This is a genomic window from Uliginosibacterium sangjuense (assembly GCF_059132465.1).
In genome coordinates this window covers 3925960-3949284 of the sequence record NZ_CP101132.1, presented here as the reverse complement: position 1 = coordinate 3949284, position 23325 = coordinate 3925960, and the positions used below count along the sequence as shown (strand labels likewise).

Below are 23325 nucleotides of genomic sequence, written 5' to 3'. Positions count from 1 at the left end.
GACGGCCATGGGTTCACCATCGGGCTCACCACTGGGCGTCACCGGTCGCCTGCTCACCGATCGTTGCGTGCTGCGCAAGCCGCTGCCGCAGGATGTGCCGGTGATCCATCGCGAGTTGTCGGGCGATCCGCTGGTCACCCGCTACCTGGGCTGGAAGACCCATACCAGCGAACGCGAGACGCGCGACCAGATCAGCTATGACATCCATCGCTGGATCCGTGGCGCCGGCTGGACCTGGGTGGTCGAGTACGAACTGGCCCCGGTCGGCTTGATCCAGGTGCTGCCGCAGGGCCACCAGGCGCGCCTGGGTTTCCTGATGGCCCGCCGCGTGTGGGGCCGCGGGCTCGCCAGCGAGGCCCTGGAAACGGTCGCCGTCAGCGTGATCGACATGCCGGCGATCCATCGCCTGGAGGCGGTGTGCGATCTCGACAACGCGGCCTCCGCGCATGTGCTGGAAAAGATCGGCATGCAGCGCGAAGGGCGCCTGCTGCGTTACTGTGTGCACCCCAACGTATCGGAGCTGCCACGCGACGTATGGATGTACGCACGCATCAAACCATGAGCGGCGCCACGCCGGCCGACAAACCCCACGCGCCTTCCTGTGAACGCAACCGCGAGGTGATCCTCGCCGTGCTGGCCGCGCATTTTGCCGACTGCCGCCAGGTGCTGGAGATCGGCAGCGGCACCGGCCAGCACGCCATCCATTTCGCCGCCGCCCTGCCGCAGTTGCGCTGGCAGTGCTCCGACCGCGCCGAGAACCTGGCGGGCATCCAGGCCTGGCTGGACGAGGCCGCCCTGCCCAACACCCCACCGCCACTGGAGCTCGATGTTGCCGGGGCCTGGCCGTGCGCCAGGTATGACGGCCTGTTCTCCGCCAATACCCTGCACATCATGGGCTGGGCCGAGGTGGAGGCCTTCTTCGCCGCCCTGCCGGCGGTGCTGGAGGAGGCGGCGCGCGTCGTCATCTACGGCCCGTTCAACTACGGCGGGCGTTACACCAGCCCGAGCAATGCCGAGTTCGACCAGTGGCTCAAGGCACGCGGCGCGCAGCAGGGCATCCGTGATTTCGAGGCCGTCGACGCGCTGGCGAGTGCGGCCGGTCTGCACTTGCTGGAAGACCGTGAGATGCCTGCCAACAACCGTTGCCTGGTGTGGCAAATGCGGGCCTGAGCGCGCGCGCGGCGCAGGAATGGAAACTGCATCACGCTCCGGCGGGCCGGATTCCGTCGCCAATCCCGACATCCAGCGGGGCGGGCTGTCGGCAATCCGACACGTGGTGTCGGCAGTCTCCGCGACAGGGGGCGCCGGCGCCGGATCGTGCCTGGCCGACGCAGCCCCCGGCTTGGCTGGGCGTGTCATGCAACCCCAAGCGAGAGGCCTATACCATGAGCATCAAGACCGTAAACTTCACCGCCGCCGGCGGCAACTATGTGTGTGACCAGCCGGAGGATCTGTCCGGCAGCTACGTCAGCGCGACGCAGGTCGAGGAGATCCTCGGCTCCCTCAACAAGCTGGTGTGGGCGGTGCACTACGGCAGTGGCCTGTCGGCTAGCAATGCCGCCACCGAGGCGCGCATGCTGATCGACAAGCTGGCCGCCTGAACGAGGCTTTGCCCCGGCAGCAGCCCGCCGTCAGGCGGGCTTTTTGTTGGGATCGGGCGAGCAGCCTCTATCGAGGCTGAACCCCATTCCCACCCGCCCCGTTGCGCGGGGAGGCTGCTCGATGTGGCGCGACTGCCTTGCGCCTCCCCTTCTGAAGGGGAGGTCGGGAGGGGTTCTTCGGCCCCCCCGCGAGGCTCAAGCCTGGGTCTGCTTGGCCACCTCGGCATGCACCTGGGCCATGTCCAGGTCGCGCACCTGCTGGATCAACTGTTCGAAGGCGCCCGCCGGCAGCGCGCCGGACTCGCGATAGACCAGCACCTTCTCGCGCAGCACCATCAGCGTGGGCACCGAGCGGATGCCAAAGGCCTGCGCGAGACCCATCTGCTCGTCGGTGTCGATCACGCCGAAGGTGATGTCCGTGTGCTTCTCGGCGGCGGCCGCGAAGATCGGCGCGAAGCTCTTGCAGGGGCCGCACCAGGCGGCCTTGAAGTCGAGGATCAGGATGTCGCTGGTATCGACGGTGGATTGGAAGTTCTCTTCCGTGAGGGTGATCGTGCTCATGGGGCGTCTCGGTTGGGTGGGTGGCGGCTGCCTACCATTCGTTCTTCATGCCCCAGGGATGCGAGCCGGGCACCAGCTCGGCGCTGATGCCTTTCTTCGCGATGTCCTCCAGGCTGCGGTAGAACGTGGCTTCATGCATCAGCGTACCACTGGGCGTGGACAAGGCCACGTACTTTGCCACCAGATCGACCTCCACCACGAAGCCGCCACCGGCGTCCGTCGTGCTGCGGGCCTGGCCATTCCAGTCGATGAAGAAACCTGTCGGGATTGTCATGTCGCGCTCTCCTGTCATGTCGGGTTGTCGTCTCTGTTGGGCGGATCGGGCCGCTGAGCCTGCTGGAGCAGGAGCCATTCCAGCGGAGCGGAACTTGCTAGTAAGCAGACAAGCCAAGCCTCCAGGAGAGCGACATGACCAAGATCACCAGCGTGCAGGCGGTGGAAGACGCCGCGGGCGTGCACCTGTTCGGCTTCGACGCTGCGGAAGAATGCGTGCAGGCCCAGGGGCCGCTGCGCGACGCGCCGCCGGCCAGCCTGCGCGGCCTCATGCAAGCCATGCTGGCCGAGGAGCTGGCCGTGCCCGCCGCCAACGGCGAGCACTCTCCGGCCGCCTGCTACGCGCGGGTCACGGATGTCGACGTGGAGTGGGGCATCATCGCCGAGTGGGACGCCGAGGGTTACCGCTGCTACGAGGAAGAGACCGGCCGCAGCGGCCGCCGCCTCGCCGGCGTGGGTTACGTGCTGGGCTACTTCCACCAGAAGCCGGAAGGCGTCTGGTTCGAGCACGCCGGTGAAGGCAGCATCTGGCAATACACCTGGAACAGCCCGATCAGCGCCGAGAGCGTGCTGGAAGAAACCGGACTGGACTGCGAGATCCACTCCATCGCCCATCTGATCGAGCAGGGGTGTCGGTTGGAGGGGATGTAGGCGGCGCAGCCCGTGACGCAGCGGGGCAGCCTCAAAGTCACTGGATTTCCCGCCTGCGCGGGAATGACGAGAGGCTGTCCGTAGGATGGGTGGAGCGTAGCGATACCCATCTTCATGTGATCCCCGCATGGGTACCGGCCTGCGGCCTCCATCCATCCTACGGATTTGTCCCTCATGCCTACGCAGGCAGGCAGCCCGCGACCCGAAACCCGAAACCGCGTGGCTAGGCCACGTCGATTCAACGATACTCGTCAAACTGCGCGCCTTTCAGCTCGTTGTATGCTCCCGGCCTGTCGGATTCTGGCAACAAGACACGGGTTTGCAGGTCTTCCGTCTCTGCCCCTGGTCTTCGAACAAGTATCCATAACAAACATCGTCGCCTCGCACGACGAACACACGGCTCGGGAGGAGCGCATGTATTCAGGCCGTACCATCAAGATCGCAGGCACTGCGATCCTTGTGTTCCTGTTGTCCGGTTGCGGCGGTGGGGATTCAGGGAGTTCCGACTCTTCCACGTCGAGCAGCTCCGGCTCGGGCGGTACGGTGCATACCGCCGCCAATTGCATCGATCCGTCCTACTTTGCCCATGGCGATTCGTACAAGCGGGACTACGTCATATATCGCGCAGGCGGCGTGAAGGACGGTGCCGGTACCGCCACAACGGTGGTGTCCAGGAACGTGAGTTTTGCGGGCGCGCTGGTGGATGAGCACGCTATGACGGACACCTACATCTCCATCGGTTACGCCGCTTATACGGCTCTCAGCAAGTCCTACATTGCTTTTGACGGCCTGGACAGACTGGGCTTTGGCTTCACGACGACATTCTCGGACACGACGCCTTACTCGGAGACGCTGAAGTACTCACCCTCACCGCTCAGATCGAAGATGCTTTCCTTGTCCGTCGGACAGAAGGAGACGCTGACTTACTCCGTCTCGACGCTGTCGTCGAAGACGGGCAAGGAGACCGTCAAAGCCTTTCAGGACGAGATCACCTTCCTGGGTGAAGAGAGCGTTGTCGTGCCCGCAGGTGAGCTTCCTGCCTGCAAATGGGAGTACGTCTCCAACGGCAATCGGATTGTGATCTGGTATCACCGGGGGTCGGGGATCGTCCTGAAAGTCACGGGTGATTCATTCGCACAAGAGGTGAGCAGCGTCTCGGTCAACGGCAAACCGCTCTGATCACTCCGCCGTATGCCGCAGCAGCCTGAGGCATTCCACCGTCGCGCATAGATCCACCGCGCGCGCATCGTCGAAGTTGCGCAGCAGCGGATCGGCGCCGAGTTCCAGCAGCAGCGCCAGCATCTCGTGCTTGCCGCTGGAGGCGCAGTACATCAGCGTGGTGGCGCCGGTGTCGTTGCGGTTGTCGAGCGCGATGCCGGCTTGCGCGAGGGCGCGCACGCAGTCCGCGCTGTGCGCCACGCAGGCGAGCCAGAGCGCGTTGTTGCCATCGGCATTGCGGCGGTTCACGTCGGCACCCAGGGCGATGAGTTCCTGCAGCAGGGCGAGTTCGCCACGCCACGCGGCGCGCATCAGCGGGGTGAGGCCGTGCTCGCCGGCGGCGTCGAGCTCGTCGTCCGGGTAGGCATTCGCTGCCAGGAAGGCATGCAGCCCCGCGCTCAGCGTGGCGCGTGGCTGGCCGGCACCCTGCAGGCGTGCCAGTGCGGCGGCAAGGGCATCGTGTCCGCCATCCACGCTGTAGACCTCGCTGTAGCGGAAGTCGGCGAACATGCCGGCCCAGGTCTGGCTGGCGTTGCCGCGAAAGCAGTAGAGCACAACGGGTGTGCTGCGTGGCAGGGTGGCCATGGTGGCGCCGAAGCCGGCGTCGCTGAGGAACTGGGCACCCTCGATGTGGCCGCGCTCAAAGCTCATGCGGTCGCGCGTGTCGAAGAGGGCCAGCGGCTGGCCCTCGCGGCGCAGGCGCTGGATCAGCGTGGCGGCCTCATCGGCCGGCACACGGCGCCAGGTTTGCGGGGTGGGGCTGTTCATGGGGCGATCTCCTGTGGCAACGCGGCCTGTCTCTCGGCATACGCGGCCAGGTGTTCGATGCGCGCGTCTTCGCGCGGCTTGCCGACGGTGAAGTGATAGAGGGTCTGGCAGGCGCTGTCTTCCAGGCCCAGCAGTTCGTGCACGGCGTCATCGAAGAAGCAGCCGATGCCAGTGCCACGCAGGCCTTGGGCCTCCGCTTCGAGATACAGCACCTGGCCCAGCAGGCCGGCCTGGCGATGCAGGTCGCGGTAGGCCGCCGGCGTGGTGGCCAGCGCGGCGTCGAATTCCGCCACCATGCCCAGCGCGAAGCACGCATGCGCGGCGATGTCCTGGTGGCAATGCAGGCTGCGCGCCAGGCGTTGCAGCGCCGGCGGTTCGAGCTGCGCCACGCAGCGCAGGTCGAGGCCGGGCGGCAGGTCCGTCACGGCTGGCAGGGTGTGCTGCCGCGCCAGGCGTCTGAGCAGTGGGCTGGTGGCGCCACTGCGTGCGAGCAGGTAGACGCCGGGGGCGAGCGCGTCGACGCGGTGGATGAACAGCACGAGGTCCAGCGCCCAGGGACTGGGCATCACGTCCCAGGGCAGGGTGGGGCCGGGCAGCAGGCGGCCCAGCAGGTGCAGGAAGGCGTCGCGTGACATGCGATGCGCCGGGTCGAAGTGTTGCGCGCTGCGCCGCGTCAGCGCGAGCTGGCGGAAGGCCGGTGAGCCGCTGTCGGGCGCCAAGGCGGGCGGCAGGTCCAGCCCGATCTGGCGATGCGGTGCCTGCGCATGGGCGTCGCTGCGGGTGAGCTGGGCGATTTCGCCGATCACCGGCCAGCGATACATCGGGTGCGGGTCGATCGCGCTGGCCGTGCCCATCCACACCGCGCTGGCGGCTGCGCCACGCAGCGCGCGCAGATCGGGCGGGGTGGGCGCGAGGCCGTCGCAACCCAGGCTCAGCAGCAGCTCGGCCTCTTCCAGTTCGGTCTCGCGCTGGCGCCGCGCCGGAAAGTCCTGCAGGCGGTCCAGGCCGGTCAGCCAGGCCAGCGTGGCGGTGTCGACCTGGGTCTGGGCGGTGAGCGTCCATCCAAGCATGCCTGCGGCATAGCGTAGCGTGCCCAGGGCATGGCCGGTGTCGAGCTGGCAGTAGCGGAAGGCGCGCTCGCCGTACTTCCAGGCCTCGCGCCACATCACCGACGCGAGCGCGATATGCAGCCCGGGTGCCAGGCCAGGCGTGAGGAAACGCGCACGGCACTCCAGCGCATGGGCCTCGGGCTCGTAGTGATACACCCCGTCTGGCAGATCGGGCAGGCCGCAGGCGATCAGGTAGGCCTCGCTCGGATGCAGGTTGCCGCTGGAGGGGTTGGCGCGCACCGCCCAGCGGTCGGGGCCGTAGCGCTTCCACGCGGTGATGCCCAGCGCGAGGTGGAGCAGGGCGCCCAGCGCCGGCAGGCCGGGCGGGACGGCCGGGTGACGCGCGCCGAGGGTGGCGAAGGGGCGGGCCAGGGCTGCGCCCAGGGGGCCGGACTGCTGCGGATCGGCCAGCGGCAGCAGGATGCGCGGCGCGCCCTCGAAATGACGGAAGGGTGCGGGCTGCGCGTCCCAGTCCAGGGTCTCGGGGCCGGCCGCATAGCGCTCGAAGCGGTGCTTGGTGCGCTGGTGGTAGGCGCGCACCTGGTCGGCGGGGGGCGGGCCGTGCTGCGGATGTTCGCTGGGCAAGGTTTCCTGCATGGTGGTCCTGGTGCGGGGTTCAGGCGGTTTCGGGTGCTTCCAGCACGGCGACCGCCTTGACGCTGACGTTGTTCTTCGTGGCGTCGGTGTAGGGGCAGACCTTGAGCGCGCGCTCCACCAGCGAGTCGGCCGTGCCTTGGTCGATGCCGTGCAGGATGGCGGCGAAGGAGAGCGAGAAACGGTAGGCCTCTTCGAAATTCTTGTACAGCGAGACCTCGGCCTCGACCATGCAGCCCTTCACCGGCAGGCGGTCGGCGCGGATGATGTGGCGCAGCGAGTTCTCGAAGCAGGCCGCGTAGGCCGCCGCGAACAACTGTTCCGGATTGACCCCCGGCTTCTGGCCACCCATCTCGGCCGGCTGGGCGAGCTGCAGCTTGAGCAGCCCATCCTCGCTCTGCACGCGGCCGTTGCGGCCACCCTGGCTGAACACACGGGTCTTGTAGATGAGGTCCATGACGGGCTCCTGTCTCGGTGGGATTGGGGGTGAGGCCAGGAGGCTCTAGCAAGACTTGTACGCGGCGCGCCCAAGCCGTGGCTGCTGGCGTCGCGCGTGGCGTGCCGCGTGCGTGGGAACCGCTGTGCGCGCTGTGCGGAATGCGACAAACCAGACGCATGGACGAAGTCGCTTACGGTGTGTGGGATGCACCAAGCCTGCTGGCAAGCGGCGTGGCACCAAGCTTGCAAGTGCCGCCACGATCCCTCTTGCAAGGAGCACTCCCATGCTCGATACCCTGATCGTTGGCGGTGGCGTGTGCGGCCTCAGCCTCGCCAGCAAGTTGCAGTTCGCCGGCCACGAGTGGCTGCTGGTCGAGGCACGCGCCCGCCTGGGCGGCCGTGTGCAGACGGTGCCCGCCACGCCGGACTTGCCGGCCGTCGATCTGGGCCCGACCTGGTTCTGGCCGAGTACCCAGCCGCGCATGGCGCGTCTGGTGGAAGACCTCGGGCTGACGAGTTTTGACCAGTATGACATTGGCACGGTGCTGCACCTGTCAAAGGGCGACGGCAGCCCGGAGCCCCTGCCACAGACTGGTGTGCACAACGGCGCGCGGCGCGTGGCCGGAGGCATGGGGGCCTTGGTGGAGGCTCTCCAGCAGCGCCTGGCGGTCGAGCGCATCCGCCTGGGCTACGAGCTGACGCGCCTGTGTGACCGCGGCGACCATGTCGAGGCGCATTGCTGGACCGGCGCCGAGACGGTGGTGATCCTGGCCCGGCGCGTGGTGCTGGCCCTGCCGCCGCGTCTGGTGAGCGAGCGCGTTGCCTGCGAGCCGGCGCTGGAGGCCGGTGTGCGTGCGCTGCTCGATGGCACCCCGACCTGGATGGCGGCCCAGTGCAAGGCCTTGTCGCGTTTCCCGCAGGCCTTCTGGCGTGCTGACGGCCTGGCCGGCAATGCCTTCGTCACCCATGCGCAGGCGGTGCTGGGTGAAGTCTTCGATGCTTCCGAGGACGGCGTGCCGGGCGCCGCGCTGGGAGGGTTCTCGGCCTTGCCGCCTTCCGTTCGTAGCGCCTTCCGCGCCGCCCACGAAATGATGGTGCACAGCCAGCTCGCCCAGCTATATGGTCCGCCTGCCTCAGAGGGTGAGTTACACCTCATGGATTGGGCGCAGGAGCGCTTTACCTGCGCGGCGCGTGACGCGGCAGACCCCGGCGCACACCCGGAAGAAGGCGTGGTCGCGCTGGCACAGCCGCTGTGGGAAGGGCGCCTGCTGTTCGGCGGCAGCGAGACGGCCATGCAGGGAAGTGGTTACCTGGAAGGGGCGCTGGACGCGGCGGCCCGCCTGTGGCGCACGATTTCAAACGACACGGCCGGCGCCGCGCGCACCGGCGAGGATCAGAGCATGAGCAACCCGATCAACCAGTCCAGCCTGCAGGCTTTCACCGATCTGGTCGGTCGCCTGCGCGCGGCGGCCCTGCCGCAGTATGTGAATAGCATCACCCGCGCACTGTCGGCACAGCACAGCGAGGGCATGACGCAGCGCGTGGTGGTGGAGGTGGTCGGCACTGTCTACGCGCAATCGCTGCACTACCTGCAGGAGCTGCGCTTCGACCTCAGCCAGGCACGCGTGGAGCAGGGGCGTTGCTCGCTGACGCCAGCCGTGCTGTCGGCCTTCCTCGGCTTTTCCGACACCTTCCTGAGCGCGGTGCAGAAGCACAACGCTACCTCCTGCGCGATCTCCAACTTCCCCGACGAGCACCGCCCCGATCCAGCCTACCTGCAGGCCATCCGGCGCGAGTTGGCCGGGCTGTGGCGCGAGTTCGCGCTGACCGCCAACGAGATCCTGCTCGACCGCATGGCCGAGACGGCCTGAGCCTCAGCGCGCCGCCCGGCGCGCATCGTCCCTGCGAAGCCCCGCGACCTGGATCAGGTGCGGGGCTTCGTGTATCTGGCCGCTCAAGTGTCTTTCGTTCAAGCACCCGTCCGACCGATCCGACTCCCGACTCCCCTTCGCCCTGTCCCGTTTGTCGCAAGCGTCGTTTTCCGTCCATCGTGTGTGCTGCCGCACAAACGCTACAAGTCTTTGTATTTTAAAGACAAAACGCCTTGGCATGGAACTGGCTATTTCTCCCTGCCAGCCCCACGGAGTGCCTCCTCCAAAGAAGACCAAGGAGTACGTCATGCAAAGCGCAGCGAGCTACATCAATATCGCCGATCTCAAATCCAGTGGCCATGCCGTGGCCGCGGCCGACCTGCCGGCAAGCGGCGGTGGTTGTGGCACGCATGGCGGCGAGGGCAAGGCCAGTTGTGGCTCGTCCGGCGGTCCCGACGACATGCCGGGACACATCTGGGACAAGGTGAAGAACCACCCCTGTTACTCCGAAGAGGCGCATCACCACTATGCGCGCATGCACGTTGCGGTCGCCCCCGCCTGCAACATCCAGTGCAACTACTGCAATCGCAAGTACGACTGCTCCAATGAATCGCGCCCCGGCGTGGTGAGCCAGAAGCTCACGCCCGAGCAGGCCGTCAAGAAAGTGCTGGCGGTGGCCAGCGAGATCCCGCAGATGACGGTGCTGGGCATCGCCGGCCCGGGTGACTCGCTCGCCAACCCCAAGAAGACCTTCGATACCTTCCGCATGCTCGCGGAGCAGGCACCGGACATCAAGCTGTGCATGTCCACCAATGGCCTCGCCCTGCCCGAGCTGGTGGACGAAATCTGCAAGTACAACATCGACCACGTGACCATCACCATCAACATGGTCGACCCCGAGATCGGCGCCAAGATCTATCCGTGGATCTTCTGGAACCACAAGCGCGTCACCGGCGTGGAAGCCGCCCGCATCCTGCACGAGCAGCAGATGAAGGGGCTCGAGATGCTGACCGCGCGTGGCGTGCTCACCAAGATCAACTCGGTGCTGATCCCGGGCATCAATGACGAACACATGATCGAGGTGAACAAGGCGGTGAAGGCCCGTGGCGCCTTCCTGCACAACATCATGCCGCTGATCTCCGAACCCGAGCACGGCACCTACTTCGGCCTCAACGGCCAGCGCGGACCGACCGCACAGGAACTCAAGGCCGTGCAGGACGCCTGCATGGGCGGGGCCAACCTGATGCGCCACTGCCGCCAGTGCCGCGCCGATGCGGTGGGCTTGCTGGGTGAAGACCGCAGCGCCGAATTCACGCTCGACAAGATCGAAGAGATGGAAGTGGTCTATGACCTGGATCGCCGCCGTGGCTACCAGGACAAGGTCGAGGCCGAGCGCCAGGCGCAGCATGCCGCCAAGCTCGAAGCCCTGGCCGCCAGCGGCGGTGCCGAAGTCGACGACGGCATGAAGGTGCTGGTCGCTGTCGCCACCAAGGGTGGTGGCCGGGTCAACGAACACTTCGGTCATGTCACCGAGTTCCAGATCTTCGAGGTGTCGAGCCAGGAAGCGCTGTTCGTCGGTCATCGCCGGGTCGACCAGTACTGCCAGGGCGGCTTCGGCGACGACGAGCAACTGCCTTCGGTGGTGCGCGCGATCAACGATTGCCACGCGGTGCTGGTGGCCAAGATCGGCGCCTGCCCCAAGGACGAGCTGAAGTCCGCGGGCATCGAGCCGGTGGATGGCTACGTCGATGAGTTCATCGAGAAGGCTGCGCTGTCCTGGTTTGCCGACTACCGCGCGCGCATCGCCAAGGGCGAGATCGTGCATGCCGACCGCGGTGACGCCTCGATCCGCCAGGGTGCCTACACCGCCGCCGCCTGATGTGCGTATGGCATAGATGAAGTGAAGTGTGTTTGACCGCCGCCGCGTCGCCCCCACGCGGCGGCCTTTCAGAAGCAAAGGAGAGCCCCATGTCTCTGAAAATCGTAGCCAACCAGTGCACTGGCTGTTCAGCCTGCGAACCTGAGTGCCCCAATGACGCGATCAGCGAAGTGAAGAATCTCTTCGTGATCGACCCCGACAAATGCACCGAATGCGAAGGGCATTACGACACGCCGCAATGCGTGGCCGTGTGTCCCATCGACGACTGCATCCTTCCCCTGGAAACCGCCTGAGGCCATCATGACCAACGTCACCCTGACCCCCGCCGCCAACAAGTTCATCTCGCGCATGGTCCGATTCTCGGGCCAGCCCGCCGGTGCAGGCTTCCGCCTGCTGGTGAGCGCGGGTGGCTGTTCCGGCTTCAACTCCGAGTTCTCCGTCGAAGCCGCGCCGCTGTCTGGCGATGCGGTGGTCGACGTGGCGGGCGTCCGGCTGTTCCTGCCCGCTGAATCGCGCCTGCTGCTGGAAGGCGTGACGATCGACTTCGCCGACACCCCGACCAAGAGCGGGCTGACCTTCATCAACCCGAACCAGGCGCCCTGCGCGTGCAGCAGCAGCGGCCCGGCCGATCACCACGGGCATGCCCATGCCCACGGGAGCGCGCCGGCCCTGGCGACGGTGTCGCTCGACGCGATCCGTCGTTCCTGAGGCGGCAGAGGCGAGCGGAAAGGGCATGTCATGCACGGCGACCCGGCAAGCGGCAGCGAGAAGATGGTCGAGTCCTTCGGCATGGACGATGCCGTGCTCGGCGCCGGCCTGCCGGCGGAGGCCGAACGCCTGATCGCCCAGGCGGGTGCGATCCGCCATCGGGTGCATGAGGCCGAAGGCATGCTGGAGGCGGCACACGACATGGCGCCGCGCCACCCGGCCACGCTGATCGCGCTGTACCGCTTCCACTTCTACGGCAACCGCTTGCGCGAAGCGCGCGACATCGCGCTGCGTGCGCTCGACATGGCCAGCGTTGCCTTGCACCTGCCGGCGGATTGGCGCGAGGCGGTGGCGGATGCGCGCTTCACCGCGCTGGAGCCGCTGCCGCGCTTCTACCTCTTCACCCTCAAGGGCTATGCCTACCTGTCCTTGCGCCTGGGCGAGATCGAACTCGGTCAGGCGGTGGTTGCCAAGCTCGACGAGCTGGACCCCGCCAACCAGGTGGGCCATCGCGTGCTGCGCGACGTGATCGCGCGCATCGGCCGCGAGGACGCCGACTACGAAGACGAACCCAAGGCGGAGGTGACGGCATGAGCGTGGCCTGGCATGCGGACGAATCCGACATCCCGCCGGTCGACTGGCAAGGCGGTCCGCTCGATTGCGGCCCCTGTCCGGTGCGCACCTCGGGCGCCCGTTGCTCGCGTGGCCATTCATGCGTGCATGACCGCTATGCCAAGCGCATCGACCGCTTCTTCAAGTGGAACCCCGCACTGGGCAACAACTACCTGGAACACCCGTATTTCGAAGTGCGTGCCATCGCATGTCGGCACGCCGATGTCTTCCGCCTGCAGCCCCTGATCGAGGACGAGGACGAGACGGTGCGCCTGTCGGTCGCCGTGCGTCTGCCGCTGAACCAGGCGGTGCGCCTGCGCCGCGATCCGCATCGCGAAGTGCGCATCCGCGTCGCGATGCGGCTGGAGGGCACCGAGCTGCTCGCCATGGCCGAGGACGAGGACTACTACGTGCGCAAGCTGGTGGCGCGTCGCCTGCCCGAGGCCTTGCTGCCGCGCATGCTGCTCGACCGGGAGTGGGAGGTGCGGCTGGAGGCGGCGCGCCGCCTGGGCATGCCGGCCCTGCTGCGCCTGTGCGACGACCCCGAGGTGCTGGTGCGGCGCGAGGTGGTGCAGCACCTGCCCGAAGCGCAGCTCGAACGCATGGCGCGCGACCCTGCCTGGGAGGTGCGCTGGGAAGTGACGCAACGCGCCCCGCGCGCGCTCCTGCAGCGCATGGCGCAGGAAGACGAGGAGAGCGAGGTGCGTGAAGCCGCTCAGACGCGTCTGCGCATCCTCGACGAAGCACAGGATCGGGACGGCGTGCGTCCGTTCGCACGCCCGCATTCAACGCAGCAGCAGGGAGCCAGCCATGGGTGACATCAGCCGCGACAGCGATACCGTCGAACTCACCGCACCGCCGATCTTCAACTACGGCGAGCGCGTGGTCTCGCGCTACACCATCCGCAATGACGGCACGTACTGCGGCAAGGACATCGGTGAAGTCCTCGCCCGCAAGGGTGACGTGGGTTTCATCCAGAGCATCAACACCTTTCTGCAGCAGTACTACATCTACGCCGTCGAGTTCATCGACACCGGCAACCGAGTCGGCATGCGCGGGCGTGAGCTGCTGTCGCTCGACAACCTGCCCGATCACGTGAAGGAGGCGCTGGGCGCCGACAAGATCGCGGCGCTCAAGGACATCCGCCCCGGCGACGGGAGCGGCACCAGCGGCCGCGTGGCCACGCAACAAGAAGGAAGCGAACATGTTTGATCTCCGCGAACCCAAGTTTCAGTGGGGACAGCGCGTGACCGCGCTGATCGACCTGTTCAACGATGGCAGTTACCCCGAGGTGCCGCAGGATGCTTTGCTGGTGGCCGAGGGCACGGCCGGCGAGATCGTCCAGATCGGTCATCACGAAGAGGCCAACCTGCCGGTCTACATGGTCGAGTTCGGCGTTCTCAACGGCGAGGTGGTGCCGGGGGCCCGCCCTTGCGTGGTGGGCGTCATGGAAGAGGAGATCGCGCCGCTGTGAGGCGCGGAGCACGCCATGTCAGCCGTCCGTCGTCATGGAACCAGGATCACGCCCTTCCCCGCCGTGGTGGGGGAGCGCGAACTGACGCGCCGGCGCGTGATGCGCGCACTCGATGAGCGCAAGCGCTACCGCTATGTGCGCCCCGAGGTGACCACCACCGAAGACGGTTGGCTGATCACCAGCCCCTGCTGCTCACGCAACGTGGACCCCAGCGGTGGCGTGATCGACATTGCGCGGCTGACGCGTGCCAACGGCAAGTGGCAGCTCTATGTGCGCGACGAGTCGCGCGAGCAGTGGCTGCTGCGCCTGGAGAGTGCGCGCTTCGACGATGCCATGGCCATGCTGTGCGCGGACGACGAGAGGGAGTTCTGGCCATGATCTACCTCGACAACAACGCCACCACCCGCCCCTTGCCCGAGGTCGTCGCGGCGATGAGCGCGGCGATGCAGGACTGCTGGGGCAACCCGTCGTCCAAGCACGCCTTGGGGCAGGAGGCCAAGCGCCTGCTGGCCGCGGCACGTGCTGACGTGTCAGCCCTGGTCGGTGCGCAGCAGGTGGAGCTGGTGTTCACCAGCGGGGCGACCGAATCCAATCACCATGTGTTGCACGGTGCGCTGCATCGGCCGGCGATGCCTCGCCGCATCATCCTCTCCGCCATCGAGCATGCAGGCTATCTCAAGTCCGCCTTGCGCCTGCGCCAGGAGGGCGTCGAGGTGGTGCTGCTGGAGGTGGACGGCGAGGGTCGTGTGCGCCTGGAAGCGCTCGACGCAGCCCTGCAGCAGGATGCTGCCCTGGTGTCGGTGATGGCGGCCAACAACGAGACCGGCGTGCTGCAGCCGATTGCCGAGATCGGCGAACGGGTGCGTGCGCGCGGCATCCCCTTCCATGTCGATGCGACCCAGATCGCCGGCAAGCTCAAGGTGGACTTTGCCGCCTGGGGCGCCGACCTGCTGTCGCTCTCCGCGCATAAGTTCCATGGTCCCAAGGGCGTGGGGGCCCTGGTGATCCGCAAGGGACTGACCTGGCCCACGCTGCTCGCCGGCCAGCAGGAGCGCGCGCGGCGCGGCGGCACCGAGAACCTGCCCGGCATCGTCGGCTTCGCTGCGGCCGCGCGCCATGCGATGGCCACGCTGGAGGCCGAGGCACTGCGCGAGACCACGCTGCGTGAGCGCCTGGAGCAGTCCTTGCTGGGTCTGCCCGGTTGCCGCATCCACGGTGCGGGCGCAGCGCGCCTGCCGAACACCGTGTGTCTCACGCTGCAGGGCTTGTCGGCCGACAAGATTCTCGACCGCCTGGAGCGCGCCGGCATCTGCGCCTCCTCCGGCGCGGCCTGCTCTTCGGGTGGGTCCGATCCGTCTCACGTGCTGCTGGCGATGGGGGTGGATGCCGCCCTGGCGCTGGGCGCGATCCGACTCTCGCTGGGCTGTGACACCACGGCCGAGCATCTTTCCAGACTTGTCGACGTGCTGCGCGCACTGGTCTCGCCTGCGGACCAGCCGGCGGCAGCCGTCGGCTGACGCATCAACCAACGGGGAGCCAGCCCACCATGAAAGTCATGATCCGCAAGAACGCCAAGGGCGAGTTATCGCTGTACGTGCCTAAGAAGGACCTGGAAGAGCCCATCGTCTCGATGCAGCGCCCCGAGATGTGGGGCGGCATGGTCACGCTCGGCAATGGCTGGGAGATGGCGCTGCCCGAGATGGCGGCCGATACCAAGCTGCCGATCACGGTCGAGGCCAAACGCGTAGGAGGAGCCGAGTGATGGGCATCAACGCCGAACAACTGACCCAGGTGGCACGCATCACGCTGTCCGCCGTCACCTTGCGCGAGGCGGTCAGCGCCGTGCGCCAGCTCATTCCCGACATGCGCGTGTCGGTGGTCGATGCCTTCGACATGCGCGGCGAGGAGCCGGCGCTGCGCATCGGTGACCGCGACCTTTTCCTGATGGAGAGCGACGGCCATTGCTGGTCGGTCACACGCAATCCGCAGTTCGCGCGCGGCATCGTGCTGACGCAGCACATGTGAGGGTGGCGTGATGGCCTCTTCTTGCCCTCTCCCCCAACCCCTCTCCCGCTTGCGGGAGAGGGGAGCTGTTGGTGCTTCTGCCCTGCGTCTGGGAGAGGGGTGCCGTGCTTCCCCTCGCCCGCTTGCGGGAGAGGGTGGTGCGAAGCACCGGGAGAGGGCGCGTACGGGCCTACGCATTGCCTCTGCGCCACAACCCCTAGGAGCCTGCCATGGATAGCGACTGGATCCCTCTTTCGATGGCCGACACCGGCGAGCGTGAGCAACAGCTCATCGCGCACGCGCTGGAGTCGGGTCGTCTCTCCAACGGTCCGCTGGTCGAGGCCTTCGAGGCGGTGTTCGCCGACTTCCACGAGCGCAAGTACGCGGTGGCGGTATCCAGCGGCATGGCCGGCGCCTGGCTTGCTTTGCGCGCGCTGGGTATCGGCCCCGGCGACGAGGTCATCGCCAGCGCCTACAGTTGGCATCACCTCGCGCATGCCATTGCGCACGTGGGAGCCACGCCGGTCTTGGCCGACATCGACTACTGGAGTGGCGCGCTGTCGGCCGAGTCGGCCGAGAAGGCGATCACGCCGCGCACGCGCGCCATCCTGGTCAACAACTGCAACGGCCATCCGGCCGACTGGCGCGCGTTCCGCGCCTTGGCCGATCAGCACAAACTGGCCTTGATCGAAGACTCCTCGGAAGCCATCGCTTCGCGCTACTACGACGACCTCGTGGGCAGCTTCGGCGACATGGCGATCTTCGACCTGTCGCAGCCGCTCGCCGTCAGTTGCGGCGAGGGCGGCATGGTGCTGACCGATGATGCACAGCTCGCCTCCGAACTGCGTTACCTGCGCGCCCATTCGCTCAGCGACCGTCAGTCCGTGTCGGTCGGCAGCCGCGTGCCGATGGCCGCCAACATGGGCGACGTGGCGGCGGCCATCGGCATCGCCCAGATGGAGCGCATCTACGAAATCCTGGCGCGGCGCAAGCAGGTCGAGACCTGGTACCACGAACAGATGCAGACCTTCGAGGGCATCAAGCCGCCCTACATCGCCGACGGCGTGAACGAGGTGCACTGGATGCTCTACGTGGTGCACCTCGGCAAGCGCTTCACGGCGAGTGCACGCGCCAAGCTGATCGAAGATCTCGACGACGAGGCGGTCGAGGCGGCGGCCTACTCGCGCCCGCTCTACCAGCACTTCCACTACATGAGCAGCTATGGCTATGGCATGGGGCAGCTCAAGAACACCGAACGCATCGCCGACCGCTCGCTGGCCCTGCCGCTGCACAGCTTCATCGAGCCGGACCAGGTGCGCTTCGTCATCAGCACCCTCAAGGATGCCGCCACCAACATCGGTGCCGGCGTGCCGATCTACTGATCGCCATGAACATGCTTCGCCATTCAACCCCCCCATCCCCCCTTGTCAGGGGGGCGCACACGCTGTGCGTGCCGGGCTGCTCCTCCCCTGACAAGGGGAGGTTGGGAGGGGTTGGTATTCCCCGTTCAGGCACGGACTTCGAAACCAACAAGGAATTGCCATGACCCTCCCCGCCCAACTCGAAGACAGCCTGCGCGCAGGCACCCTCGTGCCCTATCTCGGGCCGGGCGTGCTGTCGCTGGCGCCCGACTACGCCGTGCCCGCCTCGCCGGAGGCTCTGGTGGCGCTGCTGACAGCCAAGATCACGGTGCCGCACAAGATCCGCAACAAGCTGACGCAGGCTGCGCAGTTCATCGAGAACTTCAAGCACCGCAAGACCCTGGTCGACCAGATGAACGCCGCCTTCCTGGCCCCGCCGCAGCCCTCGGCCTTCCACCTGTGGCTGGCCCAGCAAGGCCTGCCGCTGATCGTCGACTCCTGGTATGACGAAGCCATGGCGGCCGCGCTGCAGGCGGCCGGCATCAAGTGGGGCGAGGTGCAGGGCCTGTCGCAGAGCGAACATTTCGGCACCTGGACCGGCTGGTACGACGGCCATGGCAATGCCGTGCCCGACCGCGCGCCGGAGTGGAAGACCCTGCTCTACAAGCCCATCGGCAGCAGCAGCCCGGCAGCCAACTACCTGGTGTCGGACTCCGACTACGTCGAGGTGCTGACCGAGATCGACATCCAGACGCCGATCCCCGCCGAGGTGCAGGCGCTGCGCAGCGGGCGCAACTTCCTGTTCCTTGGCTGCCGCTTCAACGACCAGCTCACGCGTAGCTTCGCGCGCCAGATCATGAAGCGCTCCTCCGGCTTGCATTGGGCCGTGCTGCCCGATGAGCCGACGCGCATGGAGAAGCTGTTCCTGTCGGAGCAGAAGGTCACCCGCATCGACATGCCGCTGGCCGACTTCACCGATCGCCTCATCGCGCTTTCGACCGAATCCCAACCTGCCTAAACCATACGGAGTTCATCATGCCCAAGCTCACCATCCTGCCCGCCGGCACCACCATCGAGGCCGCGCCGGGTACCACTCTGCTGGCCGCCATCGTGGCGGCGGGCGGCAGCCTCGGCTGCACCTGCGGCGGACAAGGTGGCTGCGAAACCAGCCACGTGTTCGTGCAGGAAGGCCGCAAGAGCCTGTCCAAGACCCAGCGCGGCGAGCACGAGAAGCTCGACGGCATCGTCGGCGTTGGCTCCAAGTCGCGCCTGGCCTGCCAGGCCCAACTTGGCGAAGAGGACGTGACAGTCGAAATCCTGAGTTTCGTCTGAACACGGCACGACGATCGACAAAGACAACCCAAAGGGTGCGACGTCCTGGCTGCGCCGAGAGCAGCGCGGACGCTCGACACCCGCTACCGCCCCCGCGACTCCCCCCCAGACAGAGAGATCCAATATGAGTTACGACGCAATCAAGGCCGACCGCCAGTTGTGCACCGGCTATCGCAAGGGCGGCCAGGCCGCCAAGTGCAACGGCCAGCTTTTCCGCTGCACCGCATGTGGCGCCACCGGCTGCCGCCAGACCTATCTCGACAGTTGCTCCGAGCAACTGTTCGACGTGAACTGGAAGTGCCAGAAGTGCAGCGTCGTCGGCAAGCAGGAAGGTCCGCTCAACTTCGTCAATCGCATTGGCGCCTGAGTGACGCAAGCGGGGCGGCAGCGCCGTCGCCCCGCCCGCCACGCGGCCAGAGAGAGGAACGGTTTGGAATCCAAGTATCAAACGCTGTTCAGCGCGGCGACGCTGGCCAACATTGAGGAGGCCGGCGGGGCCATCCTCGTCCTGTGCGATGGCCTGGAGAAAGAGGAGTTCCTGCGCTCTCGCCTGACCCGTAGCGAAGTGACGCGCCTGTTGAACCTGCTGGCCGACAGCCTCAACCAGTTGCCCGATGGCCTGCATGACGCCATGCCCGAACTGGGCTGGGACAACTGGCGCGCGGTGTCGCACCAGTTGCCCAAGGGCGGTACGGAAGGTGACGAGGCCATCTGGTTCGCGGTGTTGTCGCTGGTACCGGCCACCCTGATGTGGCTGCGCACCTATCGCCACAACCAGCCGGAGCTGTTTGCCTTCGCGGCGCCGTGAGCCTGGTGGCTATGCGTGGGCATACGAACCCTTCCCCGGCCCTCTCCTTGTCAGGGGAGGGGGCAGGACGCGCCGCCCCACTGATGTGCAGTTCCCCTTCGTAAGGGGAGGCTGGGAGGGGTTTGGGTTTGCGTCGATGTGTGGCCCGGCGTGGCCGGCATTGAGCTGGATCGAATCCTGCTACGTTGCGGTTTGCCTGCAGGCGAAGCGCTGCCTAGCATGAAGTCGTGCCCTGTTTTACATCCTGGGCACGACGTGTTTCACCCGTTCTTTAACACAGAGGAGAAAGCAGAAATGGTACGAGAGTTCTTCTACGGCGGTGACCGCTTCCGCGCCACCCTGCATGGTCATGCAGGCAAGGAAGAGGTCTTCATCGTGCAGATGCTCGAAGACGACGAGGAAGGTCCGGAGATTTCGCTGGACCGCTTCGAGGACCCGGCCAACAACCCGAACGCGCCCATCGAAAGCGTGCTCGTGATGCTGGTCGACCGCATGCGCAGCGAGCAATCGCTGACTGCCAGCGAGCCGGGCAAGGCCTTTGCCTGGTCCGAGGGCCGCGTGCTGGCTCGTGTGCACAACGGCGTGCAACACGCCTGAGCCGTACCGGCGTCGCGCCACGCTACGCCATAGTCATACCACTACGGTCCCGGGGCATACGAAGACCCACATCCCGGACCTGTTGCTTTCCCCTGTGTCAATCCTCGTGTCTGTACAAGTTAGGCGCTGACGTCCGTGTCGCCTGCCTAGCGGGTTTCGCGGTGCAATCGGTAGTCAGTCGGGCTGAGACCGGTGACGCGCTTGAACATGCCCGAGAAATGCGCGTGCGACGAGAAGCCGAGGCTGGTGGCGATCTCGGTGATGCTCTCGCGGTCCATGCGCAGGCGTCGCTTGGCGTGCTCGATGCGGCGCAAGAGCACGTACTGATGCGGCGTCTGCTCGAATGCATCGCGAAAAGCCTGGATGAAATGCGAGCGAGAGAGCCCCGCCACTGCAGCGAGATCCGAAATGCTCAGCGCATCTTCCAGGTGGGCCTCGATATAGTCCGACACGCGCCGCAGACGCGCATCGACCAGGGCATCGCAATGCGTGATACCGGGGCCGCCCAGGCGCTCGGCCATCTTGGCGAACGCGCCCAGCGCCAGTGATTCGCAATACATCAGGTTGCGATAGGGGCGCTCCAGCTCTTCCGCCAACAACACGCTGAGGCGGCTGATCGCCGCATCTGAACCAGGCAGACCGGGCCGTAACAGATCGGGCTGGATGCGGTGCGCGTCCGCCACCTCCTCCCACAGGGCTACGGGAAGGTGCAGGGAGAGCGTATTGCTGGGCCCCGTCCAGCGATTGCGGCTGGGGACATGTGCCGGGAGCACGCTCATGTCGCCGAAGCGGAGTTGTCCGGTATAGCGCCGATCCGTCTCCAGCTCGAAGCGGGCCCCGCGCTCCGCCAGGCAGACGGCGATCAGGTGATGGTTCAGGCCCGGGTTGCTGTGCCCCTCGGGATTGCTGCCCATGCACCAGCGTCCGACCATGAAGTGGTCCGCCCCGAGGATCTGGGTGCGTTGGTGAGGCTTTACGAAGCTGGGGACGGGTCCGATGTCGAACTCGAACTTTTCCCCGGGGCGGAATTTCATTGGGGGTACCTCGTCATGCATCCTGCATTTTGTCAGGCAGGCAGACGATTATGTACATCTCCAGCGGATTGTGGAAGCGCCCGCGTGGCTTGCCCTGAGATAGTCGGCGTGACGCAAGGCCATCCTGCCTGCGTATGGACTATTGCTGCGGGTAGATGACATGACGTTGACGAGATGGGGCGCGGCCCTTGTGTGTGTGGCATCGCTTCTGGCCGGGCCGGCCACGGCGGCCGGTCTGCTGGACAAGGTTAGTGGTGCCCTGCGTTCCGGGGCGGACACCGCCACCCGGAAGGCGGAATCGGTGGGCGCCGAAGCCCCCGATCCTTCCGCCTCTGCCAAAGCGCAGATGGCGGGCGCCGAGCTGGTGATCACCAAGGTGAAACCGTCCTCGCTGGCGGACGCACGGGCCAACCGTGTCACTACGGTCAAGGATGGTGAGCCCGTCTACCTCTACCTCAAGCTGCCCAAGGCCGTGGAGCAGTACGTCTTCACCTGGAACCTCACGGGCACCCACCAGTTCGCCAACCGCAAGGCGCTGGGCATCCAGATCACCCCCGTCGATCACCCTGACGATGTGCCGGCCACGCTGGAGGAGAACTTCCTGCCCACGGATGTGGAGCTGAAGGCCACCGAGATCGTGATCGAAATGGCGCCGGGCGAACTGCGCCCGCTGTCGGTGGATGGTTGGCTGCGCCTGGTCGGCGGCGGACGCGCCGGCACCTGGCCTAACGAGTTCCGCATCTACACGCGCGACATGAACAACTTCACCACCACCATCCTCGCGCGCGCACCGCTGACTGCCGCAGTTGAGGGCGGTGTGAGCAAGTACAAGGCGCAGCTCGATGCCTTCAAGGCGCGTCAGGCGGCGGGCGACCCCTCGTTCAACACCATTCCCTCTCGTGGCGCGCTGATCGACGTCGCCGCCGAGAAGAAAGCGGCCGACTCCGCCACCAAGGTCTCGGGCCAGAAGTACGACAAGTTCTTCCTGACCGGCGACCTGTGGTGGGAGAACCGCAACGCGCTGGGGCAGCTGGAGAAGCACAACACCTCGGCGCTGGGGCTCTACAAGGCGGGTGCCAAGTGCATGGCGGCCATCGTCAATGTCAATCGCTGGGCGGGCAACCAGTCGATCACCAGCGAAATCGCGAAGACCTTCGAGATCAGTTGCGACAAGTTGGCGGCCGCGCGCTGAACCAGACCATTTTCTTGCGGGGCCTGTCGGACCCGCCAAACATCGAACCAGGAGTCACGGATGTACAAGAGAAAGACAATGCTGTGGGCATCAGCCCTGATCATGAGCATCGGGCTGATGGCCTGTGGCGGGAGTGGAAATGACGACGAAACAGCCCCCACGACATCGAGCTCCAGCAGCAGCTCATCCTCCGGAGGCCAGGCTTCCAGTAGCAGTTCCTCCTCCAGCGGAGGCGCTGCATCGAGCAGCGGTTCATCGTCTGGCGGCGCGTCGTCCAGCAGCTCGTCGTCGGGCGGGGGCTCTTCATCCAGCAGTTCATCATCAGGCGGCAGTTCTTCATCCAGCAGTTCCTCGGGTGGCCTGACGGAGACCTTCGCGGTGACCACGCTGCCCGCATGGAAGCAGTATGTCGATGCCGCAGGCTTGGCCCTGGATGCCAGCGGGAACCTCTACGCTGCAGACTTCGGAGGGAACACCATTCGGAAGATCGCGACCGATGGCACGGTGAGTGCCGTGGCCGGAGGGAACCCAACCAACGGTTTGGCGGATGGGACCGGTAGCGCTGCGTTGTTCGACATGCCCTGGGGTATCGCGCTGAATCCGCTGACTGGAAATTTCGCTGTGGGCGACTTCGGCAACAAGCGCTTGCGTATCGTGACACCTGCAGGCGTGGTCACCACGCTGCCGGGGGCTAACGCCCAGCCGAGAGCCGTGGCTTACGATGCCTCGGGCAACCTTTTCTATTACAACTTCAGCACGACGGCCATCGATAAGGTGACGCCATCTGGCGTGGTTTCTCAGTTCGTTCAACTGGCATTCGAGGCCTATGGGATCGCAATCGACCCGGCGGGCAACCTCTATCTGGCCGATAACATATCCAAAATCCTGAAAGTGACCCCTGCGGGTGTGATGACGACGCTGGCCGGCTCGGCGACGAGTGGGGCGGCGGACGGAAAGGGCACGGCGGCCTCTTTCAAGGAGCCCGAGGCCATTACCTATGGGGCGAACGGATTCCTGTACGTCTATGACAAGGGCAACAAGCGTATCCGCGAGGTGGCGCTGGACGGAACGGTGAAGACGCTGGCCATGACGACGAACCCGATATCCACCATTCAATTCAGCGTCAGCCTGGCGTTCGATGCCAGCCGGAAGACGTTCTATCTGTCTGTGCCCGGTGATAACACGATCTACAAGATTGCACCCGTCACCCCGTGATGCTGGCGGCGTGGCGCCTCTGCGT

At 66.2% G+C, this 23325-nt stretch carries 31 protein-coding genes; 25 read left to right on the top strand and 6 right to left on the bottom strand.

The genetic code is table 11. The features are described 5' to 3' along the window. Positions 1 to 7 precede the first annotated feature (7 nt). The 3 genes from NMB43_RS18280 (at position 8) to NMB43_RS18270 (ending at position 1601) form a co-directional block, all read left to right on the top strand. Positions 8 to 562, top strand: coding sequence for a GNAT family N-acetyltransferase (locus tag NMB43_RS18280; protein WP_494349600.1), 555 nt, complete (start codon positions 8 to 10; stop codon positions 560 to 562). Further along, entirely contained in the window at positions 559 to 1170 is a 612-nt protein-coding gene (locus NMB43_RS18275; RefSeq protein WP_494349599.1) for a DUF938 domain-containing protein, read from the top strand. The genes NMB43_RS18280 and NMB43_RS18275 overlap by 4 nt, the downstream gene beginning before the upstream one ends. A gap of 215 nt (positions 1171 to 1385) precedes the next feature. After that, a complete protein-coding gene (locus tag NMB43_RS18270) occupies positions 1386 to 1601 on the top strand; it encodes a hypothetical protein (protein WP_494349598.1) in 216 nt (71 codons plus the stop codon). A 195-nt stretch (positions 1602 to 1796) separates the two neighbouring features. On the opposite strand, the gene NMB43_RS18265 is transcribed toward NMB43_RS18270, so the two are convergent. Both NMB43_RS18265 and NMB43_RS18260 read right to left on the bottom strand, forming a co-directional pair. After that, positions 1797 to 2162: a thioredoxin family protein gene (locus NMB43_RS18265; RefSeq protein ID WP_494349597.1), complete on the bottom strand. Its 366-nt coding sequence runs from the start codon at positions 2160 to 2162 to the stop codon at positions 1797 to 1799. A gap of 31 nt (positions 2163 to 2193) precedes the next feature. Further along, positions 2194 to 2436, bottom strand: coding sequence for a peptidase associated/transthyretin-like domain-containing protein (locus NMB43_RS18260; RefSeq protein ID WP_494349596.1), 243 nt, complete (start codon positions 2434 to 2436; stop codon positions 2194 to 2196). Between the two features lie 134 nt (positions 2437 to 2570). Here NMB43_RS18260 and NMB43_RS18255 point away from each other — a divergent pair, with 134 nt between their 5' ends. Then, positions 2571 to 3086 (top strand): hypothetical protein, encoded by a 516-nt coding sequence (locus tag NMB43_RS18255; protein WP_494349595.1) that lies wholly within the window; start codon positions 2571 to 2573, stop codon positions 3084 to 3086. A 414-nt stretch (positions 3087 to 3500) separates the two neighbouring features. Beyond that, positions 3501 to 4265: a hypothetical protein gene (locus NMB43_RS18250; protein ID WP_494349594.1), complete on the top strand. Its 765-nt coding sequence runs from the start codon at positions 3501 to 3503 to the stop codon at positions 4263 to 4265. On the opposite strand, the gene NMB43_RS18245 is transcribed toward NMB43_RS18250, so the two are convergent. The 3 genes from NMB43_RS18245 to NMB43_RS18235 are packed head-to-tail and all read right to left on the bottom strand — an operon-like array spanning position 4266 to position 7232. Then, positions 4266 to 5072 carry an ankyrin repeat domain-containing protein gene (locus NMB43_RS18245; RefSeq protein ID WP_494349593.1) on the bottom strand — a complete coding sequence of 269 codons (807 nt, stop codon included), beginning with the start codon at positions 5070 to 5072 and terminating at the stop codon, positions 4266 to 4268. Then, the gene (locus tag NMB43_RS18240; RefSeq protein ID WP_494349592.1) at positions 5069 to 6778 is read right to left on the bottom strand and encodes a SagB/ThcOx family dehydrogenase; all 1710 of its coding nucleotides are present in this window, start codon (positions 6776 to 6778) and stop codon (positions 5069 to 5071) included. The genes NMB43_RS18245 and NMB43_RS18240 overlap by 4 nt, the downstream gene beginning before the upstream one ends. Positions 6779 to 6797: 19 nt before the next feature. Further along, positions 6798 to 7232 carry an Ohr family peroxiredoxin gene (locus tag NMB43_RS18235; RefSeq protein ID WP_494349591.1) on the bottom strand — a complete coding sequence of 145 codons (435 nt, stop codon included), beginning with the start codon at positions 7230 to 7232 and terminating at the stop codon, positions 6798 to 6800. A 265-nt stretch (positions 7233 to 7497) separates the two neighbouring features. On the opposite strand from NMB43_RS18235, the gene NMB43_RS18230 reads away from it, so the two are divergent. The 18 genes from NMB43_RS18230 to NMB43_RS18145 all read left to right on the top strand — a co-directional run bounded on the left by NMB43_RS18230 (position 7498) and on the right by NMB43_RS18145 (position 19859). Further along, on the top strand, positions 7498 to 9084 hold the full coding sequence (locus NMB43_RS18230; RefSeq protein WP_494349590.1) for a flavin monoamine oxidase family protein: 1587 nt from the start codon (positions 7498 to 7500) through the stop codon (positions 9082 to 9084). Between the two features lie 307 nt (positions 9085 to 9391). Then, on the top strand, positions 9392 to 10963 hold the full coding sequence (nifB, locus tag NMB43_RS18225; RefSeq protein WP_494349589.1) for a nitrogenase cofactor biosynthesis protein NifB: 1572 nt from the start codon (positions 9392 to 9394) through the stop codon (positions 10961 to 10963). 89 nt (positions 10964 to 11052) lie between these two features. Next, the gene (locus NMB43_RS18220) at positions 11053 to 11256 is read left to right on the top strand and encodes a YfhL family 4Fe-4S dicluster ferredoxin (protein ID WP_494349588.1); all 204 of its coding nucleotides are present in this window, start codon (positions 11053 to 11055) and stop codon (positions 11254 to 11256) included. A 7-nt stretch (positions 11257 to 11263) separates the two neighbouring features. Next, positions 11264 to 11671, top strand: coding sequence for a HesB/IscA family protein (locus NMB43_RS18215; protein WP_494349587.1), 408 nt, complete (start codon positions 11264 to 11266; stop codon positions 11669 to 11671). Between the two features lie 30 nt (positions 11672 to 11701). Continuing rightward, a complete protein-coding gene (locus NMB43_RS18210) occupies positions 11702 to 12265 on the top strand; it encodes a hypothetical protein (RefSeq protein ID WP_494349586.1) in 564 nt (187 codons plus the stop codon). Further along, positions 12262 to 13101 (top strand): 4Fe4S-binding leucine-rich repeat protein, encoded by an 840-nt coding sequence (locus tag NMB43_RS18205; RefSeq protein WP_494349585.1) that lies wholly within the window; start codon positions 12262 to 12264, stop codon positions 13099 to 13101. The genes NMB43_RS18210 and NMB43_RS18205 overlap by 4 nt, the downstream gene beginning before the upstream one ends. Next, positions 13094 to 13495, top strand: a complete 402-nt coding sequence (locus NMB43_RS18200) for a nitrogen fixation protein NifZ (RefSeq protein ID WP_494349584.1) — start codon at positions 13094 to 13096, stop codon at positions 13493 to 13495. Before NMB43_RS18205 ends, NMB43_RS18200 begins: the two co-directional genes overlap by 8 nt. Next, complete coding sequence (locus NMB43_RS18195) at positions 13488 to 13757, top strand: nitrogen fixation protein NifZ (protein ID WP_494349583.1); 270 nt, start codon at positions 13488 to 13490, stop codon at positions 13755 to 13757. Before NMB43_RS18200 ends, NMB43_RS18195 begins: the two co-directional genes overlap by 8 nt. A gap of 15 nt (positions 13758 to 13772) precedes the next feature. Next, complete coding sequence (locus NMB43_RS18190; protein WP_494349582.1) at positions 13773 to 14135, top strand: DUF3024 domain-containing protein; 363 nt, start codon at positions 13773 to 13775, stop codon at positions 14133 to 14135. Further along, positions 14132 to 15274, top strand: coding sequence for a cysteine desulfurase family protein (locus NMB43_RS18185; RefSeq protein WP_494349581.1), 1143 nt, complete (start codon positions 14132 to 14134; stop codon positions 15272 to 15274). Before NMB43_RS18190 ends, NMB43_RS18185 begins: the two co-directional genes overlap by 4 nt. 29 nt (positions 15275 to 15303) lie before the next feature. Then, positions 15304 to 15519, top strand: a complete 216-nt coding sequence (nifT, locus tag NMB43_RS18180; RefSeq protein WP_494349580.1) for a putative nitrogen fixation protein NifT — start codon at positions 15304 to 15306, stop codon at positions 15517 to 15519. After that, positions 15519 to 15782, top strand: coding sequence for a DUF6129 family protein (locus NMB43_RS18175; RefSeq protein ID WP_494349579.1), 264 nt, complete (start codon positions 15519 to 15521; stop codon positions 15780 to 15782). Before nifT ends, NMB43_RS18175 begins: the two co-directional genes overlap by 1 nt. Positions 15783 to 15991: 209 nt before the next feature. Continuing rightward, positions 15992 to 17143 (top strand): DegT/DnrJ/EryC1/StrS family aminotransferase, encoded by a 1152-nt coding sequence (locus NMB43_RS18170; RefSeq protein WP_494349578.1) that lies wholly within the window; start codon positions 15992 to 15994, stop codon positions 17141 to 17143. A gap of 160 nt (positions 17144 to 17303) precedes the next feature. Then, entirely contained in the window at positions 17304 to 18140 is an 837-nt protein-coding gene (locus NMB43_RS18165; RefSeq protein WP_494349577.1) for an SIR2 family NAD-dependent protein deacylase, read from the top strand. Positions 18141 to 18157: 17 nt separating this feature from the next. Beyond that, positions 18158 to 18454, top strand: a complete 297-nt coding sequence (locus tag NMB43_RS18160; protein WP_494349576.1) for a 2Fe-2S iron-sulfur cluster-binding protein — start codon at positions 18158 to 18160, stop codon at positions 18452 to 18454. Positions 18455 to 18578: 124 nt separating this feature from the next. Then, on the top strand, positions 18579 to 18821 hold the full coding sequence (locus NMB43_RS18155) for a hypothetical protein (protein WP_494349575.1): 243 nt from the start codon (positions 18579 to 18581) through the stop codon (positions 18819 to 18821). A gap of 63 nt (positions 18822 to 18884) precedes the next feature. Then, a complete protein-coding gene (locus NMB43_RS18150) occupies positions 18885 to 19262 on the top strand; it encodes a hypothetical protein (protein WP_494349574.1) in 378 nt (125 codons plus the stop codon). 294 nt (positions 19263 to 19556) lie between these two features. After that, positions 19557 to 19859, top strand: coding sequence for a hypothetical protein (locus tag NMB43_RS18145; protein ID WP_494349573.1), 303 nt, complete (start codon positions 19557 to 19559; stop codon positions 19857 to 19859). 146 nt (positions 19860 to 20005) lie between these two features. Here the strand turns inward: NMB43_RS18145 and NMB43_RS18140 are convergent, their stop codons facing one another. Further along, positions 20006 to 20893 carry a helix-turn-helix domain-containing protein gene (locus NMB43_RS18140; protein WP_494349572.1) on the bottom strand — a complete coding sequence of 296 codons (888 nt, stop codon included), beginning with the start codon at positions 20891 to 20893 and terminating at the stop codon, positions 20006 to 20008. A 196-nt stretch (positions 20894 to 21089) separates the two neighbouring features. On the opposite strand from NMB43_RS18140, the gene NMB43_RS18135 reads away from it, so the two are divergent. Both NMB43_RS18135 and NMB43_RS18130 read left to right on the top strand, forming a co-directional pair. Further along, on the top strand, positions 21090 to 22085 hold the full coding sequence (locus NMB43_RS18135; protein WP_494349571.1) for a hypothetical protein: 996 nt from the start codon (positions 21090 to 21092) through the stop codon (positions 22083 to 22085). A gap of 378 nt (positions 22086 to 22463) precedes the next feature. Then, positions 22464 to 23300 (top strand): NHL repeat-containing protein, encoded by an 837-nt coding sequence (locus NMB43_RS18130; RefSeq protein WP_494349570.1) that lies wholly within the window; start codon positions 22464 to 22466, stop codon positions 23298 to 23300. Positions 23301 to 23325 lie beyond the last annotated feature (25 nt).